At 68.8% G+C, this 18,522-nt stretch carries 16 protein-coding genes; 7 read left to right on the top strand and 9 right to left on the bottom strand.

The features are described from left to right. Positions 1-2: 2 nt before the first annotated feature. From ABEU20_RS10330 to ABEU20_RS10315, 4 genes are all read right to left on the bottom strand, one after another. A complete protein-coding gene (locus ABEU20_RS10330) occupies positions 3-770 on the bottom strand; it encodes an ABC transporter ATP-binding protein (RefSeq protein WP_420164316.1) in 768 nt (255 codons plus the stop codon). 72 nt (positions 771-842) lie between these two features. After that, a complete protein-coding gene (locus tag ABEU20_RS10325) occupies positions 843-3,227 on the bottom strand; it encodes a sulfatase-like hydrolase/transferase (protein WP_420164315.1) in 2,385 nt (794 codons plus the stop codon). A gap of 71 nt (positions 3,228-3,298) precedes the next feature. Further along, positions 3,299-3,883, bottom strand: coding sequence for a hypothetical protein (locus ABEU20_RS10320; protein ID WP_420164314.1), 585 nt, complete (start codon positions 3,881-3,883; stop codon positions 3,299-3,301). Continuing rightward, complete coding sequence (locus ABEU20_RS10315; RefSeq protein ID WP_420164313.1) at positions 3,880-4,641, bottom strand: SDR family NAD(P)-dependent oxidoreductase; 762 nt, start codon at positions 4,639-4,641, stop codon at positions 3,880-3,882. The genes ABEU20_RS10320 and ABEU20_RS10315 overlap by 4 nt, the downstream gene beginning before the upstream one ends. 115 nt (positions 4,642-4,756) lie before the next feature. Here ABEU20_RS10315 and ABEU20_RS10310 point away from each other — a divergent pair, with 115 nt between their 5' ends. From ABEU20_RS10310 to ABEU20_RS10300, 3 genes are all read left to right on the top strand, one after another. Next, positions 4,757-5,533 (top strand): deoxyribonuclease IV, encoded by a 777-nt coding sequence (locus ABEU20_RS10310; protein WP_420164312.1) that lies wholly within the window; start codon positions 4,757-4,759, stop codon positions 5,531-5,533. 85 nt (positions 5,534-5,618) lie between these two features. Continuing rightward, positions 5,619-6,242 carry an AMIN-like domain-containing (lipo)protein gene (locus tag ABEU20_RS10305; RefSeq protein ID WP_420164311.1) on the top strand — a complete coding sequence of 208 codons (624 nt, stop codon included), beginning with the start codon at positions 5,619-5,621 and terminating at the stop codon, positions 6,240-6,242. 102 nt (positions 6,243-6,344) lie between these two features. Then, positions 6,345-8,234 (top strand): ABC transporter ATP-binding protein, encoded by a 1,890-nt coding sequence (locus ABEU20_RS10300; protein ID WP_420164310.1) that lies wholly within the window; start codon positions 6,345-6,347, stop codon positions 8,232-8,234. A gap of 18 nt (positions 8,235-8,252) precedes the next feature. Here the strand turns inward: ABEU20_RS10300 and ABEU20_RS10295 are convergent, their stop codons facing one another. Beyond that, a complete protein-coding gene (locus ABEU20_RS10295; RefSeq protein WP_420164309.1) occupies positions 8,253-8,855 on the bottom strand; it encodes an NlpC/P60 family protein in 603 nt (200 codons plus the stop codon). A gap of 169 nt (positions 8,856-9,024) precedes the next feature. Then, entirely contained in the window at positions 9,025-10,857 is a 1,833-nt protein-coding gene (locus tag ABEU20_RS10290; RefSeq protein WP_420164308.1) for a DEAD/DEAH box helicase, read from the bottom strand. Between the two features lie 144 nt (positions 10,858-11,001). On the opposite strand from ABEU20_RS10290, the gene ABEU20_RS10285 reads away from it, so the two are divergent. Further along, complete coding sequence (locus ABEU20_RS10285; RefSeq protein ID WP_420164307.1) at positions 11,002-12,285, top strand: TrpB-like pyridoxal phosphate-dependent enzyme; 1,284 nt, start codon at positions 11,002-11,004, stop codon at positions 12,283-12,285. A 67-nt stretch (positions 12,286-12,352) separates the two neighbouring features. Here the strand turns inward: ABEU20_RS10285 and ABEU20_RS10280 are convergent, their stop codons facing one another. Next, positions 12,353-13,516 carry an alpha-hydroxy-acid oxidizing protein gene (locus ABEU20_RS10280; protein ID WP_420164306.1) on the bottom strand — a complete coding sequence of 388 codons (1,164 nt, stop codon included), beginning with the start codon at positions 13,514-13,516 and terminating at the stop codon, positions 12,353-12,355. Between the two features lie 133 nt (positions 13,517-13,649). Here ABEU20_RS10280 and ABEU20_RS10275 point away from each other — a divergent pair, with 133 nt between their 5' ends. The 3 genes from ABEU20_RS10275 (at position 13,650) to ABEU20_RS10265 (ending at position 17,033) form a co-directional block, all read left to right on the top strand. Continuing rightward, entirely contained in the window at positions 13,650-14,294 is a 645-nt protein-coding gene (locus ABEU20_RS10275) for a phosphoribosyltransferase (RefSeq protein ID WP_420164305.1), read from the top strand. Between the two features lie 69 nt (positions 14,295-14,363). Next, on the top strand, positions 14,364-15,080 hold the full coding sequence (locus ABEU20_RS10270; protein ID WP_420164304.1) for a heme peroxidase: 717 nt from the start codon (positions 14,364-14,366) through the stop codon (positions 15,078-15,080). 165 nt (positions 15,081-15,245) lie between these two features. Then, positions 15,246-17,033, top strand: a complete 1,788-nt coding sequence (locus ABEU20_RS10265; RefSeq protein WP_420164303.1) for an AMP-dependent synthetase/ligase — start codon at positions 15,246-15,248, stop codon at positions 17,031-17,033. Between the two features lie 69 nt (positions 17,034-17,102). On the opposite strand, the gene ABEU20_RS10260 is transcribed toward ABEU20_RS10265, so the two are convergent. Beyond that, positions 17,103-17,858 (bottom strand): maleylpyruvate isomerase N-terminal domain-containing protein, encoded by a 756-nt coding sequence (locus ABEU20_RS10260; protein WP_420164302.1) that lies wholly within the window; start codon positions 17,856-17,858, stop codon positions 17,103-17,105. Continuing rightward, positions 17,858-18,493 (bottom strand): alpha/beta hydrolase, encoded by a 636-nt coding sequence (locus ABEU20_RS10255; protein WP_420164301.1) that lies wholly within the window; start codon positions 18,491-18,493, stop codon positions 17,858-17,860. The genes ABEU20_RS10260 and ABEU20_RS10255 overlap by 1 nt, the downstream gene beginning before the upstream one ends. Positions 18,494-18,522 lie beyond the last annotated feature (29 nt).

Genomic DNA, 18,522 nt, shown 5'->3' with positions numbered 1-18,522 from the left:
CGTCAGACCGTCTCGAGGTTCTTCATGCGGTCGAGGACCGACTCCGCGGTGGGCTCGCGCAGTTCGTCGACGATCCGGCCGTCCGCGAGGAACACGACACGGTCGGCGAAGCTCGCCGCCCGCGGATCGTGCGTGACGATCACGACGGTCTGGTCGAACTCGTCGACCGCTGCCCGCAGGATCGACAGCACCTCACCCGACGAACGCGAGTCGAGGTTGCCGGTCGGCTCGTCACCGAAGATGATCTCCGGCTGCCCGGCGAGCGCCCGCGCGCACGCCACACGCTGCTGCTGACCGCCCGACAGCTCACCCGGACGATGGTCGAGCCGGTCGCGCAGGCCCAACCGATCGACCACGGTGTCGAGCCACTGCTGGTCGGCTTTCCGGCCGGCGATGTCGAGCGGCAGCGTGATGTTCTCCAGTGCCGTGAGCGTCGGCACCAGGTTGAATGCCTGGAACACGAACCCGATCCGGTCGCGGCGCAGCTGCGTCATCTGCTTGTCCGAGAGCGTGGTCAGATCCGTCGCACCGATCAGCACCGCACCCGACGATGCAGCGTCGAGACCGGCGAGGCAGTGCATGAGCGTCGACTTGCCGGAGCCGGACGGCCCCATGATGGCGGTGAACTCCCCCCGCGCGAACTCCGCGGACACGCCCGCGAGCGCATGGACCTGGGTGTCCCCCGACCCGTAGACCTTCGTCAGGTTGACCGCGCGCGCGGCCGCGGTGGTTTCGGTGGGCATCTCGGTTTCGGTTGGCATGCCCACCATCCTCGCCCGTGGACACGACAGAAAACCATCGGGGACATCCCTGATCTTGTACCCCGACCTGCGACGAATGCGTCAATCGTGCGAGAACGCCCGCGCGATCTCACGCTCGATGTCGAGGTACGGCTCGCCGGACACGTCCGCGGTGACCTTCGCGATGGACCCGCCCCGGAAGCGGAACGGCGCGCGATACGCGACCGACACCGACTGCCCGGGATCGCGTCCGATCCGGATCCCCTCCCCGACGCCCGAGAACATCGCGGGCTGCATCCGGACTCCGGAGCGCGAGCCCACCGGCCGGCCGTCGATGTGGAGCGTCACCTCACCGTCCGGCGTGAACTGGTCGTCCCGCACGCCTGTCCGCTCGAATCGCACACCGAGGACGTGGGCGCCGGCGGTCACCTTCTCCGTCGAGACGACGACCTGTTCCTCCTCGCCGAGGAAGTTGTAGACGTACGTGAGACGGCCGTCCTGCACGAACAACGTGTGCCCGCCCAGCCGGCCGCCGTGCGCGAACAGCACACCCTCGACGTCGTCGGCCGACTCGACGGTCACCTCCGCGAGCAGCGAGAAGGACCTTCCCCGCATCTCGAGCGCGGCCCCCGGACCGACCACCGCCGAGTCCGGGTAGTAGACGAACGACGTCCGCGCCCCGGTCAGGTACGGCCGGTAGCGCAGGAACGCCGACAGGATGTCGAGGTCGTTGAGCGGCAGTCCGCCGTACTTGTCGGCCTCCGCGAACCACAGCGCCCGCATCTCGTCGAGTTTGTCGGGGCGCGCGGCCGCGAGGTCGTGGACCTGACTGCGGTCGCGCTCGATGTGGAACAACTCCCAGCGGTCGTCGTCGAAATGGGACCAGTTCGACGGGGCGGCGGGGTGGACCGTGTTCGCGAACCAGCCGTCGTGCCAGATCCCGCGGGTACCGAGCATCGAGTAGAACTGGGTGACCTTGCCGGTGGCCGCGTCGGGATCGTCGAGGATCGGACGGAAACTCACCCCTTCGAGGGGCCGCTGCGGGACGCCGCCGACCAACAGCGGCGGGTCGACTCCGAGGAGTTCGTAGACGGTGGGTGTGATGTCGCAGACGTTCACGTAGCGGTCGCGCACCTCGCCCCGCGCCGCGATACCGGCCGGCCACGAGATCAGGCACGGGTCCGCGATCCCGCCCTCGTGCGATGCGTACCGCTTGAACAGCTTGTACGGGGTGTTGAAGGCCATCGCCCAGCCGAGGCAGTAATGGTTGTACGTCTCGGGACCGCCCAGTTCGTCGATCTTCGCGAGCCCGTCCTCCACCTCGTCGGGGTAGCCGTTGAAGAACTTGTACTCGTTGACCGAGCCGTTGGGTCCGCCCTCACCGCTGGCACCGTTGTCGGAGAGCAGCACGACGATCGTGTTGTCGAGTTGGCCCGATTCCTCCAGGTAGTCGAGGACCCGGCCGATCTGCGCGTCGGTGTAGCTCTGGAAGCCGGCGAACACCTCCGCCATCCGGCGGAACAGTCGCTTCTCATCGTCGCTCAACGAATCCCACGGACGGACGGTGTCGAGCGGCGGCCACGGCAGCCCCTCGGCGCTCACCTCGTCGGCGTACGGATTCATCGGCGACAGCTCGGTGTCGGCCGGAACGAGCCCCAGGTCCTTCTGGTTCTGCAGGACGATCTCGCGGTACTTCTCGTAGCCCATGTCGAAGCGGCCCGAGTATCGGTCGGCCCATTCCTGCGACACATGGTGCGGTGCGTGGCCGCAGCCGGGACACAGGTACATGAACCACGGTTTGTCCGGCGCGATCACCTTCGAGTCGCGGATGAACTCGATCGACTTGTCCGCCAGGTCCTTCGACAGGTGGTATCCGTCCTCCGGCGAGTACGGCGGCTCCACCGGATGGTTGTCGTAAACCAGGTTCGGATACCACTGGTCGGCCTCGCCGCCGAGGAATCCGTAGAAGCGCTCGAACCCCCGCGAAAGCGGCCAATTACGCTTCGTCGCAGCCAGATTCGATTCCTCGAGCGGGGTGAGGTGCCACTTGCCCACCGCATAGGTGTTCCAGCCGCGCTCACCGAGCACCTCCGACATCAGCGCGCAGTCCGCCGGAATCCGGCCGCTCGCGTTGGTGAAGCCGTCGGTGAACTCCTCGACCGTCGCCATGCCCACCGACGTGGGGTTCCGCCCAGTCAGCAGCGCGGCCCGCGTCGGGGAACACAGGGCCGTCGTGTGGAACTGGCTCAGCAGCACCCCGCGATCGGCGATGCGCTCGAGATTCGGCATCTCGACCAGACCGCCGTACATGTCCCACGTACCGATCCCGGTGTCGTCCCACACCAGATACAGGACGTTGGGCGCGCCCTCGGGCGCCCGCGGCTCGGCGAACGGCGCCCAGTCCGGCGTCGAGTCCCTGATGTCGACCGAAACCTTGCCGGCGAAATCCTTGCCCGTGAAATCCGTGCCGATGAAATCCGCAGCCATGACCGGGTCCTCCCGATGCGCGTGAGGAACTCATCATCACACGCACCGGGAGGCGCCGGGGCAGGTTCGCGCTACTGGGTCCGCGTCTCCATCATGACGTTGAAACCCCTGGTGAAGTCCAGATAGTCCACCACGTCCGTTCGGACGACATCGGGGCTGTCGGGTCCCGCGTAGTAGTGCTCGCGGTAGTCGTCGACGGTGTCGAACCACAGTTCCGAGATCGCCTCGATCGCGCCGGCGCCCGCACCGTGGGCATCGACGACGAGGTTCTGCACGTATCGGCTCACCGCCGGATGGTGCACCCGCGCGATGTCGGCGTGCGCGGCGTAGCGGCGCTCGAACTCGGCGCGCGGGACATCGGCGCGGCGCGCGACGAAACACACCTGCTTGATGCCACCCCCGATTACGGCGGGACCGCGGCGGTCCCAGCGGACCGACTCGGCGAGCGTCAGCACCGCAGCGGGATCCACACTCACGCCGGCAGGCTCGTCGTCCCACGACCACACGACGGTCCGGAACGGCACGTCGTCCGACTGCGGTGCAACGGAATTGGTGCGGAAGATACCGGCTCGGTGGACATCGACAGCCGACCGGCCACCGACGTCCACCGCACCGAGCGCTTCGGCGAACGCGAACGCCCGCTTGACCGCCGTCACGACCAGCGCGCCTGCCCGCCGTCGAGCGGAATCGTCGCACCCGTCAGGTAGGCCGAATCCGGTCCGACGAGGAACGCGACCGCGTTGCCGATGTCCGTCTCCGGGTCACCGATGCGACGCATCGGAATGCTCGCGACGAAAGCCGCGGCCTCCTCCGGACGAGCCTCGGTCCAGCGCTGCAGACCCGGCGACATGGCGTGCGGAGCAACAGCATTGACACGAATGTTGTCGACACCCCACTCGCAGGCCGCCGCACGGGTGAGCGAGCGCACCGCTTCCTTCACCGACGCGTACCCGCCGTACCCGCTCGCGTCCCAGCGCACCGCGACCGACGACACCATGTTCACGATTGCCCCGCCACCGCGCTCCTTCATGGAGGGGTAGCAGGCCTGCATCGTGCGCAGCGCCGCGATCGGCCCCGAGGTGTACGCACGCTCGAGGATGTCCGCCTTCAACTCGTTGATCGGCCCCAGGGGGTTGAGGCTGGCGTTGTTGACCAGGATGTCGACACCGCCGAACAGCGCGATGGTCGTCTCGACCGAGCGCGCGATGTCGTCGGCGTCCGAGACGTCCGCGACCACCGGTTCCGCGATTCCGCCGAATCCGGCGATCTGCTCGCACGTCTCGATCAGCTTGGACTCGGTCCGACCGGACACCGCGATCCGCGCGCCCTCCTTCGCGAGCGCGAAAGCGACGCCCTGACCGACTCCCTGACCGGCACCCGTGATGAGTGCGACCTTTCCGTCCAGCTTGCCCATGTGGTTTCAATCTCCCGCAGTAAACGATGTGCCGACCGACACACAACCAGGAACGGGCGACCCTCGGGTCGCGTTTCCCGTTGATCGGGACCGCTCCGCCGCTACGCTCGACGACATGCGGATCGGAGCCCACGTCCGGCAGGACGCCGACCCCATCGGGGCCGGCGAACACCTAGGTGCCGACATCGTCCAACTGTTCCTCACCGACCCCCAGAAGTGGGACAAACCGGAACCCCACCCGCAGACCGACCGGATCCTGGCCAGCCCCATCGACGTCGTCGTGCACTCGTCGTACGTCATCAACGTCGCGAGCCTCAACAACCGGCTCCGCATGCCCTCGCGCAAGGCCGTCGCCGACCAGGCCGCCGCGGCCGCGGAGATCGGCGCGGTCGGCCTCGTCGTGCACGGCGGCCACGTGCGCGACGGCGAGGACCCGGCCGCCGGAGTCGCGAACTGGCGCAAACTCTTCGAACGCCAGCAGGACAAGGGCGGATTCCCCGTGCCGATCCTGGTGGAGAACACCGCGGGCGGCGACTTCGCGATGGCCCGGCACCTGGACGCCATCGCCCGACTGTGGGATTCGATCGGCGAATTCGACGCCGGGTTCTGCCTCGACACGTGCCACGCGTGGGCCGGAGGGGAGGAACTGCTCGGCATCGTCGAACGCGTCAAGGCGATCACCGGCCGGATCGACCTGGTCCACCTCAACAACTCCCGCGACGAGTTCGACTCCGCGCGCGATCGCCACGCGAACCTCGCGACGGGCCTGATCGACCCTGCGATGCTCACCGCTGTCGTGTCCGCGGCCGGCGCCCCCGTCATCCTCGAGACGCCGGCGGACGGAATCGCGGACGACCTCGCCTACCTGCGCGACGCCCTCGCCGGAGATTGAACGCGTCCGACGTCACATACCGAAACGGACACGACGCCGCGTCGGACCACGACGGTGTCGCAGCCCAGCCCTACCATCGCCACTCATGACGTACCTTCGGTCCCGCCGCACGCTCGCAATCTCCTCCGTCGCTCTCGCGGCGATCGCTCTGGCCGGCTGCTCCAGTACCGATTCGGAGCCCACCGCCTCCTCGACGTCGATCACCGCGTCGACGTCCTCCCCGGTCAAGGCCGCCCCGTTGGCGGCCGACGAGGGCACGCTGACCGCGGCGCCCACCGCGCAGGACGCCCAGACCGGTACCGCGTCCGCGGATGCGGCGCTCACGATCAGCGACATGAGGATCGGCACCCACGACGGTTTCGACCGCGTCGTGTTCGAGTTCGGAGGAACCGGCACCCCGGGCTGGCGCTCCGAGATCGTCTCCACCGCCAACCAGCAGGGCAGTGGCAAGCCGCTCGCCGTGAGCGGTCAGGCGATCCTGCAGGTCATGATCACCGGTGCGTCGATGCCGTACGCGACCGGGGTCGAGGAGTACGCGGGTCCCAACCCGCTCGAGGCAGCGCCGGGCGGCATCGTGACCGAGGTCCGTGACGCAGGCATCTTCGAGGGCACGGACCAGACGCTGATCGGGCTGGCCCGTCCGGACGCCGACTACCGCGTGTACACCCTGGACAACCCCACGCGCCTGGTCGTCGACGTCGCCCGCTGACCTGGGGCTTCCGCGCACCCATTGACCTCAACCAATGTCGAGGTCTTACCGTCGTGTCGTACCCCGGTCCTAGCGTGACCGGGCGACGGGAGGGTGCACACCATGAGCATGGAAGTCACCGCGTGGAACGCGATGTACAACGCGATGCACGCGCAGCAGGACAGTCGGCCGTTCTCGCGGGCGACGCTTCGTCGCGTCGCGGGGTACGCGCGACCGCACCGGGGCCACATCGCGTGGTACCTGGTGCTGAGCGTCGTGACCGCCGCGCTCGCGGTGGCCACACCGCTCCTCGCCGGCCGTGTCGTCGACGCGATCGTGGCCGGCGACGAGACCTCGGTGGTGGTGCGCCTGGCCCTGCTGATCGCGGCGATCGCGCTGGTCGAGGCGGGCTTGGCGATCGTCACCCGATGGCTCTCCTCGAGCATCGGCGAGGACCTCATCCTCGACCTGCGTCGAGCGGTGTTCGACCACGTGCAACGCATGCCGGTCGCCTTCTTCACCCGCACCCGCACCGGCGCCCTGGTCAGCCGGCTCAACAACGATGTGATCGGCGCGCAGCGCGCCTTCAGCGACACCCTCTCCGGAGTCGTCGGGAACGTCGTGACCCTCGTGATCACGCTCGTCGTGATGATCGGCATCTCATGGCAGATCACCCTGCTGTCCCTGCTCCTGCTGCCGGTGTTCGTCTTGCCCGCCCGACGGATGGGCGCACGCCTGGCCCGGCTCAACCGTGAGGCCGCCAACCACAACTCGGTGATGAGCACGCAGATGACCGAGCGGTTCTCGGCGCCCGGCGCCACCCTGGTCAAACTGTTCGGCCGGCCCGCCGACGAGTCCGCCGAGTTCTCGGTGCGGGCTCGGCGCGTGCGCGACATCGGGGTGCGGACGGCCATGCTGCAGTCGGTGTTCGTCACCGCCCTGACGCTCGTCTCCGCGCTCGCGCTGGCACTCGTCTACGGGCTGGGCGGGTTCTACGCGCTGCGCGGTCAGCTCGAGGCCGGTGCCGTGGTGTCGCTGGCGTTGCTGCTCACCCGGCTGTACTCGCCGCTCACATCGCTCGCCAGCGCGCGCGTGGACGTCATGAGCGCGATGGTCAGCTTCGAGCGTGTCTTCGAAATCCTCGACCTGAAGCCCCTCATCGCCGAGAAGCCCGACGCCGTGGAGGTCCCGGCCGGTCCGGTGGCGGTGGAGTTCCGGGACGTGAGCTTCGCGTACCCCGCGGCCGACAAGGTCTCCCTCGCCTCGCTCGAGGAGGTCGCGACCCTCGACAGCCGCGGCGGCTCCACCGTCCTGCACGACATCTCGTTCCGCATCGAACCCGGGCAGATGGTCGCACTCGTGGGGTCGTCCGGCGCGGGCAAGTCGACCGTCGCGAGCCTGCTCCCCCGTCTCTACGACGCCGATTCGGGTGCGATCGAGCTGGCCGGCACCGACGTCCGCGACCTGACGTCCGACTCGATCCGCCGCACCGTCGGTATGGTCACCCAGGACGGTCACCTGTTCCACGAGTCCGTGCGGTCCAACCTGCTCCTCGCCCGTCCCGGAGCCACCGAGGACGAACTGTGGGACGTGCTCCGCCGGGCGCGGCTCACCCAGCTGATCGAATCGCTGCCCGACGGGCTCGACACCGTGGTCGGTGAGCGCGGCTACCGCCTGTCGGGAGGCGAACGCCAGCGGCTCACCATCGCCCGGTTGTTGCTCGCCCAGCAGCGCGTCGTGATCCTCGACGAGGCCACCGCGCACCTGGATTCGACGTCGGAGGCCGCCGTCCAGGAGGCCCTCGGCGAAGCACTCGAGGGCCGGACCGCCGTCGTGATCGCGCACCGACTGTCGACGATCCGGGCCGCCGACCTCATCCTGGTGATCGAGGACGGCCGAATCGTCGAGCGCGGCAACCACACCGAACTCCTCGGCCACGGCGGTCGCTACGCCCAGCTGTACCGCACGCAGTTCGACACCGGAACCCCGGTACTGACGGAGGTGCTGAACTGAGCCCTGTGCCGCTCCGGCTCAGAAGAACCGTCGGACGTTGTGAATCGTGAAGTCCGACAACGGCCGCAGCCCGGTCGGGACTCCGGTGCCGTAGGCGTTGAACACCATGCCGTTGCCGGCGTAGATGCCGACATGACCGGCGATGTCGTAGGTGTCCATCGTGATGACGTCACCGGGCTGGAGCACCGAGAGCGGCACGAGCATCCCGCCGGTGAAGCGGGCCATCTCCTGGCTGGTGCGGGGCAGGTTGATCCCGACGGTGCGGAACGCCCACTGGACCAGGCCCGAGCAGTCCCACGCGTCGGGGCCGTTGCCTCCCCACAGGTAGGGCTTGCCGGTCTGGGTGGTGGCCGCGGCGAGGGCCGCGAGGCCGCGTGGGCTGGGTATCGGGAGCGGAATCGCGATCTCGCCGCTTCCGGCGAACAGGCTGGCACTTCCGGTGCCACCACTGCTTCCGGAGCCGACGGACGACACGACGTCGGCGAGGCTGTCGGTGAGGTCGGCGGCGTTGGAGATGGAGCCGACGATGTCCGGTTGCGCCGCGGCGGGTGCCGCCAGGCCGACGGATGCGCCGGCGACTAGTGCAGCTGCGATCAACCCTCGACGAATCGGGTGGGCCACGTTCGTGCCTCCTTGATGAGATTGCGCGGATCCCCCGACCGCAAACTGTGAGGCACATTACAGAGCAGCTTTCACTCCCGTCACAGAATCCATCTCATTCACAGAAACGGGCGCCGGCGAGTCGAGGACTCGCCGGCGCCCGTTCCGAAGGCCGTTCTTCAGGTGAGCGTCAGTCGCGGGGACGCCGCTTCGGGAACCGGTCGCCCCGATCGCCGCGGTCTCCCCGATCGCCGCGCTGACCCCGGTCACCGCGGTCGCGCCCGAACTTGCCGCCCGCGCGATCGTCCCGGCCGCCCCGGGACGGGCGGGACGTCGGCGCACCCTGGTCGGGCTGCAACTGGATCAGCACGCCCGAGATGCGCGTCGCGCGCAGCGCCTCCATCGTCTCCTTCGGCAGGTTCGCCGGCAGCTCGACGAGGCTGTGATCGGGACGGATGCTGATGTGCCCGAAGTCGCTGCGGCGCAGCCCACCCTCGTTGGCGATCGCGCCGACGATCGCGCCCGGCACGACCTTGTGCCGCTTGCCGACCGCGATGCGGTACGTCGCGAACTCCTGGCCGTCGCGACCGACGCGCGGCCCGCTCGGACCGCCGTCGTCGAATCGGCGGGCCGGCCGCTCCCGCGGCTCACGCTCGCGGCGCGGCGGGGCCGGCGGCTCGGGCTCCATCAGGAAGGACTCGCCGTCTCGGGACTGCACCGCCAACGCGGCGGCGATATCGGCGAGCGGAACGTCGTGCTCGCGCTCGTAGTCCTCGATGAGCTTGCGGAACAGCGCCAGATTCTCGGAGTTCAGGCTCGCCGTGATGGAGTCGCCGAACTTCGAGACACGCTGCGCGTTGACGTCCTCGACGGTCGGCAACTGCATCTCGGTGAGCGGCTGCCGCGTTGTGCGCTCGATCGACTTGAGCAGATGCCGCTCGCGGGGTGCGACGAAGAGCAGCGCGTCGCCGGTGCGGCCGGCACGGCCGGTGCGGCCGATGCGGTGCACGTACGACTCGCTGTCGTGCGGGATGTCGTAGTTGACGACGTGCGAGATCCGGTCGACGTCCAGACCGCGGGCCGCGACGTCGGTGGCGACGAGGATGTCGAGCGCACCGGACTTGAGCTGGCCGATCGTGCGCTCACGCTGCGCCTGCACGATGTCGCCGTTGATCGCGGCGGCCGAGAATCCGCGGGCCCGCAGGCGCTCCGCGAGGTCCTCGGTGGCCTGCTTGGTGCGGACGAAGATGATCATCGCCTCGAACGACTCGACCTCGAGGATGCGGGTGAGCGCGTCGAGCTTGCGCTGATGTGCCACCTGCACCCAGCGCTGGGTGATGTTCGACGCCGTCGCGGTCTTCGCCTTGACGGTGATCTCGACGGGATCGTGCAGGTACTGCTTGGAGATCTTGCGAATCGCCGGCGGCATGGTCGCCGAGAACAGCGCGACCTGCTTGTACTCGGGAGTGTCGGCGAGGATCCGCTCGACATCGTCCTGGAAGCCCATCTTGAGCATCTCGTCGGCCTCGTCGAGGACGAGGTACTCGAGATGGGAGAGGTCGAGCGTGCCCTTCTCCAGGTGATCGATCACGCGACCGGGCGTGCCGACGATGATCTGGGCGCCGCGACGCAGACCCGACAGCTGGACGCCGTAGGCCTGACCGCCGTAGATGGGCAGCACCTGGAGACCCGGGATGTGTGCCGAGTACTTGCCGAACGCCTCCGCGACCTGCAGCGCGAGCTCACGCGTCGGCGCCAGGACCAGTGCCTGCGGCACCTTCCGGTCGACGTCGAGGCGGGACAGGATCGGAATCGCGAACGCGGCCGTCTTGCCGGTACCCGTCTGGGCCAGGCCGACGACGTCCTTGCCCTCGAGCAGTGTCGGGATGGTCGCGGCCTGGATCGGCGAGGGCGACTCGTAGCCGACGTCGGAAAGGGCTTTCAGCACCCGTTCGTCGATCTGGAGGTCGGCGAAGGTGATGGGATTGTCGTCGGTCTGCGGCTCGCGCTCGGTGTCACTCATTTGACCAGTCAGTTTAGTCGATGCATGGTATGGCCTTCGATCCGAGTGCCTCCTACGTGCATCGACGGACCCCGAGTGCAACCCGGCAATGACCGCCATCACAATGTGGACGACCGTCCTGCCACTCTCCGAGAGGAACCAGCAGTGTCCGACACGACACCCATCCCCACCCACTGGTACAACATCGTCGCGGACCTGCCGGTCGCCCCGCCGCCCCATCTGCACCCGGGCACCAAGGAGCCGGTCACGCCGGCCGACCTCGCCGCACTGTTCCCGAGCGCGCTGATCGAGCAGGAAGCGACCACCGAGCAGTACATCGAGATCCCCGAACCGATCCGTGAGGCCTACCGCACCTGGCGGCCGGCCCCGCTGATCCGTGCCCGCGAGTTCGAGAAGGCGCTGGGGACGCCCGCTCGGATCTACGTCAAGTACGAGGGTGTGAGCCCGGTCGGCAGCCACAAGACCAACACCGCCGTCGCGCAGGCGTACTACAACGCGCAGGACGGCGTGAAGAAGATCACGACCGAGACGGGCGCCGGTCAGTGGGGCAGCGCGCTGTCGTTCGCGTGCGCCAAGTTCGGTATCGATCTCGAGGTGTGGCAGGTCCGGGCGTCGTACGAGTCGAAGCCGTACCGCCGGCACCTGATGGAGACCTACGGCGGCACGGTGCATCCGAGCCCGTCGGAGCTCACCGAGTCGGGCCGCAAGATGCTCGCCGACTTCCCCGACACCCCGGGCTCGCTGGGCATGGCTGTCACCGAGGCCGTCGAGGTCGCCGCGAACGATCCCGACGCGCGTTACGCGCTGGGCAGCGTGCTCAACCACGTCGTGCTGCACCAGACCGTGATCGGGCTCGAGGCCGTCGAGCAGCTGCGGAACGCGGGAGAGGCCAACGCCGACGTCGTGTTCGGTTGCGCCGGTGGCGGTTCCAACCTCGCCGGTCTGGCGTTCCCGTTCATCCGTGAGGTGCTGCACGGCAAGGCGCAGACCCGGATCATCGCCGCCGAGCCGGCCGCGTGCCCGTCGATCACCAAGGGCGAGTACCGCTACGACCACGGTGACGTCGCCGGCCTGACGCCGCTGCTGAAGATGCACACGCTCGGTCAGGATTTCGTCCCGGACCCGATCCACGCCGGCGGCCTGCGCTACCACGGCATGGCACCGCTACTGAGCCACACCGTCGAACTCGGTTACGTCACGGGCCAGGCCGTCGACCAGACCGATTCCTTCGACGCCGGTGTGCTGTTCGCGCGCACGCAGGGCATCGTGCCCGCCCCCGAGTCGGCACACGCGATCGCCGCCGCCGCGGAGTACGCGCGCGGCCTGACCGAGCCCGAGGTGCTCGTGATCGGCCTGTCCGGACACGGCATGCTCGACCTGCCCGCGTACCAGTCGCACATCGACGGCAACCTGGTCTCGACCGCGTAGCCTCACGACCGAGACGGCGTCGTGGGGTCGGGTTTCCCGATCCCACGACGCCGAATTCGTCTTCGCCCTAGAGACTTCCGGGAACGAGACGACGGATGTTCTCCCGCACCGCCGCGACGTCCGGGTACCCGTTGACGCCCATGAGCAGCTCCGCCTCCGCCAGCAGCATGCGCAGGACGTGGACGAGGCCCGGCACTCCGCCCATCGCGAGACCGTATACGTAGGGACGCCCGATCCCGACCATCGTGGCCCCCAGCCCGAGCGCCTTCACGACGTCGGAGCCGGAGCGGACACCCGAGTCGAACAGCACGGGAACCCGGTCGTCACACGCCTCGACGACCGCCGGCAGCGTCTCGAGCGCGGCGATTCCGCCGTTCGCCTGCCGCCCACCGTGATTCGAGCAGTAGATGCCGTCGACGCCGGCGTCGATCGCCCGCCGCGCATCCTCGGGGTGCGAGATTCCCTTGAGGACGATCGGCAGCGTCGTCAGCGAGCGCAGCCACTCCAGATCCGTCCAGGTCAGCGAGTTCCCGAAGGTCTGCACCCAGTGCAGCACGGTCATCTGCGGATCGTCGGAGCCGACCATCTCCCGGAACACCGGATCGGATGTGTAGTTCTTCAAAACGTGACCGCGGAGCTGCGGAAAGTTGCCGGTGGTCAGGTCGCGTGGGCGCCAGCCCGGGACCCAGGTGTCGAGGGTGACGGTGATCCCCCGGTAGCCGGCGGCCTCGGCGCGCTTGACGAAGCTCTCGGCAAGTTCCCGATTCTTGGGGGTGTAGAGCTGGAAGAAGCTGGGGGTGTCGCCGGCGTGGGCGACGACGTCCTCGAGCGGATCCTCCATGAGTGTCGAGAACATCGCGGGCACGCCCGTCTGTGCGGCGGCCCGGGCGACAGCGATGTCGCCGTGGTTGTCGCGGTCGCACAGTCCGATGACGCCGACCGGCGCCATGAAGATCGGGGAGGCGAACGTGTGGCCCCAGGCCTCGACCGCCAGGTCCGGGGTTTCGGCGCCCACCAGCATGCGCGGAATCAGCCCCCACTGCTCGAACGACTCGACGTTGCGGCGCTGAGTGGCCTCGTCACCGGCACCACCCGCGACGTACGAGAAGAGCGACTCCGACATCGCGGCGGTGGCCCTCGCCTCCAGCGCCCCGTATTCCATCGGAAACTCGGGAACGCGCCCTCCCAGCGCCGCGAGGTAGATCTCGTTCTGGTAGCTGCCGAACTGCATGATGTCTCCATCCTGGTGCGAAATGATCGGCGCCGGCGAGGGTTTCGAGGCCAAGCCCGCTGCGCGGGACAGCGTAGCCACGCATCGGCGTATCGTCGAGAAGGAGGGCACACCTTTTCGACGGAGCACGCGAATGCACTACGCGACGCGAGCGAGAGCCGGTCGGGCGCTGACCGAGTCGCTCGGTCACCTCCACGGATCCGATCCCGTCGTGCTCGGACTTCCCCGCGGCGGTGTCCCGGTCGCCTTCGAGATCGCCCAGGCTCTCGCCGCACCACTCGACGTCCTACTCGTCCGCAAGTTGGGGGTCCCCTGGCAACCGGAACTCGCGATGGGCGCGATCGCCGAAGGCGACTTCGAGGTCATCAACGACGACGTCGTCCGACTGTCCCGGGTGACGCCGCAGGCCGTGAACGCCGTCCGGGTCGACGAACGCCGCGAGCTGGAGCGACGCGCCGAGGTTCTGCGCGGCGGTCACCCCCGGGTACCGCTGCGGGGACGCACGGTCGTGCTCGTCGACGACGGGATGGCGACCGGCGCGACGGCGGCCGTAGCGTGTGTCGCCGCGCGGGCGGAGGGCGCCGAACGGATCGTCGTCGCGGTGCCGGTCGCGTCGTCCGAAGCGGTGGCTCGACTCCGGGTGACCGCGGACGAGGTGGTGTGCCCGTTCGTTCCCGCCGACCTCGGTGGGGTGGGCGGGGCGTACGTCGACTTCCATCAACTCGACGACCGCGAGGTCACCGACCTGCTGTCCCGCGCTCGGCACCAGCGGACGTGACGGGTGCAACATTCGAGGCGGTCCCAGCGATACACGTTTCGCCAGGCCCCGCTCCGTCAGGGAGGAACCGTGAGCGTCTCGGAACATCAAGTGCAGGCGGTTGCCAGTGCATGCCGGAACCAACTCGGCGATCCGTCGGGCTGGGTGCCGCCGGACGAGTACCGGCGCAGCCTCGCACTGTGCATCATCGAGTCCGTCCAGGCCGCCGGATCGCGCTACGCCGATGCCGGGACGGTGATCGACCGGTACCGGGCCTACCGTCGTGCACACTCCCCGGGCCCCGTGGACGACGGCGCCCGCGAACTACTGCGAACCTTCGAGGAAGCCGGCAGCTCCGACCAGTGGGCCGGAAAGATCGGTAGCTACAAGCGCCGATACTCCGAGGCTGCGGCACCACTGCGTGCAGCCGAGATCCAGCGGACGGCCGAGAAACTGCACACACTGCGCATCGACTCGGTCCGGGATCTGCTCGACGCCACCCGTGACGAGCCCGGTCGTGCCCGCCTGCACGACGCCTGGGTGGAATGCAGCGGCGCGCACGACGACACCACGTGGGAACACCTGATGCTGCTGGCGGGGGGACCGCACACACAGCGTCCCGGTGCGATCGACGAGTTCGTCGGTTCGGCACTCGCGAACGACGCCGACGCGGCCGGGCCCGCCGCGCCGTCCCCGGAGATCCTGGCCGCGGCGGCCGCATCCCTCGGCGTCGCACCGCCGGCCCTCGAACACGCCGTACGGCGCTGGAAGTGCGCTCACGCGGACGCGTGCGACACCGTCGCCTGACGCGGCGAGCCCGCTACCTGCAGAAAGTTAGCAGGACTTACAGTTACACCTATTTCCGCAGGTGAGCGCACTCAATGCGGCAAATCGGGCACTTGACCTAGTGCAAAGCGCCTCCGAATGTGATCCAATGCACATCCATCATGTCATTTTCTTGGAGGGGTCAAAGTGCGTGAGTATTCGGTTCCACAGTCGTTCACCATTCCGGAAGACGCGTCCATGGCCGACACTGTGTTCCGGTACGAAGCCGAGTGTCCGAACCTCGTGCCCTTCAAGAAGCCCGGCAACGGCGGCTGGGTGGACGTCACCGCCGCCGAGTTCGCCCAGCAGGTCAAGGCCGTCGCGAAAGGCCTGATGGCGTCTGGCATCGAACTCGGCGACCGCGTCGCGATCCTCTCGGGCACCCGTTACGAATGGGTCGTTCTCGACTACGCGATCTGGACCGCCGGCGGTTGCACCGTCGCGATCTACGACACGTCGTCGGCGGATCAGGCCCAATGGATCCTCGAGGACTCGGCAACGTCGTTACTCGTGGTCGAGAACTCGAGCCACGCGGAGACCGTCAAGGATGTCGCCGAGGCCGCACCCGCGCTGCGCGAGGTTCTGCAGATCGAATCCGGAGCGCTCGACGAGCTGATCACCCGCGGCACCGGCGTCACCGACGACGAGCTGCACGAGCGTCGGCACCAGGTCCGCGCGACGTCCGCCGCGACGCTCATCTACACCTCCGGCACCACCGGCCGCCCCAAGGGCGTGCAGCTGACCCACTCGAACTTCTACGCCGAGTCCGCCGCCGTGAAGATCGCGCTCGGCGACGCGATGCAGGAGGGCAGGCGCACGCTCATGTTCCTGCCGCTCGCGCACGTGTTCGCCCGCGCCATCTCGTTCGGCGCCTTCGACGCGAAGGTGACGGTCGCGCACACCTCCGACCTGACGACACTGCTCGACCAGTTCGCGGTCTTCAAGCCGAACTTCATCCTGTCCGTGCCGCGCGTGTTCGAGAAGGTCTACAACTCGGCCAAGCAGAAGGCCGAGGACGGCGGCAAGGGCAAGATCTTCGCCAAGGCCGCCGCGACCGCCATCGCCTGGAGCGAGGCCCAGGACAACGGCGGCGCCGGACTCGGCCTGCGTCTGCGGCACGCGCTGTTCGACAAGCTCGTGTACTCGAAGCTGCGGACCGCGCTCGGTGGAGAGTGCGACCGCGCGGTGTCCGGCGGCGCTGCCCTCGGCGCCCGCCTCGGCCACTTCTTCCGTGGCGTCGGCGTCCCCGTGTACGAGGGCTACGGACTCACCGAGACCAGCGCTGCCATCACGGTCAACACCACGCGCGACCAGAAGGTCGGGACCGTCGGCAAGCCGATCAACGGGCACGCCGCGAGGATCGCCGAAGACGGGGAGCTGCTGGTCCGTGGGCCGGTCGTGTTCGACGGCTACTGGCACAACGAGCAGGCCACCGCCGACGCGATCCGCGACGGCTGGTTCCACACAGGCGATCTCGGCTCGATCGACACCGAGGGCTACGTGTCGATCACCGGCCGCAAGAAGGAGATCATCGTGACCGCCGGCGGCAAGAACGTCGCGCCGGCGGTGCTCGAGGACGCGCTGCGTGCGCACCCGCTGATCAGCCAGTGTCTGGTGGTCGGCGACTCGAAGCCGTTCATCGGCGCGCTCATCACCCTCGACCCGGAAGCGCTGCCCGGTTGGAAGGAACGCAACGGCCTGGCCGCGGACACGCCGATGTCCGAACTGGTCAAGCATCCCGGCCTGATCGCCGAGATCGACTCCGCCGTCGTCGAGGGCAACACGAAGGTGTCCAACCCCGAGCAGATCAAGAAGTACCGGATCCTCGAGGTCGACTTCACGGTCGAGACCGGTGAGCTGACGCCCACCCTCAAGCTCAAGCGCAACATCATCCACGAGCAGCACGCCGAGCTGATCGAGCGCATCTACACGTAAGCGCAGCAACGGTCTCCGGGCCCGGTCGCGAATTCCCGTCGCGTCCGGGCCCGGGTCGTGTCGCGGGGCCTACAGGGCGGCCGCGCCCAGCAACGCGCGGGCGACCGCGGCCTCGCCGACGATGTCGAGACCGTCCATCGGCCGCCGGCGCCAGAGCGTCAGAAGCAGATCGTGCGCCGAACCCCGCAGCGCCACATCGGCTTTGCGATGTTCCCTGGTCGCCTCGATCGAGTCGCCGTCGAACGCGAGATACCACTCGGCGGGCGAGGCATCGGTGCCGTGGAGGTGGATCGAGCGGCCGGCGAGCGAGTCCGGGAGCTTTCCGGCGCGGCCGAGGCGAGGGAGGAACGTCGTGGTCCACTCGTCGACACCGTCGGCCGCCACGGCCGGATCGAGGGCCGGGGCGTCCGGCCCGCCGCCCGCACTGATCGCATCGGAGACGTCCACCCGGTGGATCGACACCTCGTGGGTCTGTCTCCGGATCCACCAGGCGACGGTGCCGGGGCCGACCATCGTCGGAACCGGATGACCGGCGCCGAGCCGATCGAACTCGTCGAGGACCAGGTCCAGCGCGGTGCGATAGGCGGCGACACATTCCGGACCACGGGGCATGTCGCCGATCCGCCGGATCTCCGACACCGGCGTCTCGGGCCCGGAGCGCAGCGCTGCCGCCACCCACAGGTGGACCTTGCCGGTGTGCCGCAGCACGTGCTCGACGCTCCAGTCCGGCACCGTCGGAACCGGTTCGGCGAGGGCGTCGACCGGGGTGCCCGCCAGCAGGTCACCCTGAGTGCGCAACGCGGACAGCAGAAATGCGGTATCCATCAACCCACGGTAGCGCCGAGGACGAATTCTGCGACGTCGTCGGTGACGGTGCGGTGCACCTTCTCGTGCAGCAGGTCGTGGCCGGCGTCGGCGTACTCGCGCAGTTCGAGCCCCGGCACCCCCACCGTCCACTCGCGGACGCCGTCGATCGGCGCGAGCCTGTCGTCGACGCCGTGCACGGCCAACACCGGGAATCCCGAATCCGCGAAGTCCGACGTTCCGCGGTGCTGCACAACGGACCTGGGTGTTCCACACAGCACGGCGGCCCGGAACGGCGCGCGCTCGCGGCGCAGCAGGGTGACGGCGACGGCGGCGCCGAGCGAGTGTCCCATCACCACCAACGGCAGGCCGGGACGGTCGTCGACGGCGAGCCCGGTCAGCCGGACGGCGTCGTCCGCCAGATCGGCGACAGCACCGGGCGCGCCGGGCGTCCCCTCCGACAGTCCGTGCCCGGCCTGATCGATGCCCCACATCTCGATGTCGTGGTCGGCGAGCCTCGCGGCGAACCGGTGGTAGTGCCCGGTGTGCTGCCCCATCCCGTGCAGGAACACCACTCCGGCCCGGGGCCGGCGGTCGCCGGCGAGCGGCCAGCGTCGGTAGTGGATCTGTCCGGTAGCCCCGGCGAAGAACGGCATGCGTCCATTGTCCCGGCACGGTTCGCCGT

The sequence above is a fragment of the Rhodococcus parequi genome (genome assembly GCF_046042785.1).
Lineage (GTDB): Bacteria > Actinomycetota > Actinomycetes > Mycobacteriales > Mycobacteriaceae > Prescottella > Prescottella parequi.
Note: the sequence above shows the minus strand (reverse complement) of the source record. Positions and strands in the feature narration are given on the sequence as shown.